The 325-nt window shown below is 47.1% G+C and carries 1 protein-coding gene; it reads left to right on the top strand.

All coding sequences use genetic code 11. The features are described 5' to 3' along the window. The coding region (locus AB4585_RS27940; protein ID WP_372172016.1) for a TetR/AcrR family transcriptional regulator at positions 1 to 325 on the top strand (325 nt) is incomplete at both ends.

The following is a 325-nucleotide window of genomic DNA, read 5'->3' as shown; positions in this document are numbered from 1 at the left end:
GAGGCGCGAGAGAGTCTTATTCGAAGCGCTAAATTGTTATTTAGCGGTATGCCCTATGAAAAAGTATCAACGCGCCTGATTGCAGAGAAGGCGGGGGTAAACTCGGCCATGATTCGTTATTACTTCGGTAATAAAGAAGGGCTATTTGAAGCCATGATAACCTCGGTAATGACACCGATACTCGACAGCATGCGTAGGCATAAACAAAGCCCAAGCTCGCAATCTTTAGAGAGTATCATGCGTGCTCACTATCTGGTTATGAGTAAGGACCCTGAGTTTCCTCGTATGCTCGCGCGTATCATGATGCAGCCTCCTTCAGAGGTTC

Source organism: Vibrio sp. 10N.222.49.C9, assembly GCF_041474985.1.
GTDB lineage: Bacteria > Pseudomonadota > Gammaproteobacteria > Enterobacterales > Vibrionaceae > Vibrio > Vibrio crassostreae_C.
Note: the sequence above shows the minus strand (reverse complement) of the source record. Positions and strands in the feature narration are given on the sequence as shown.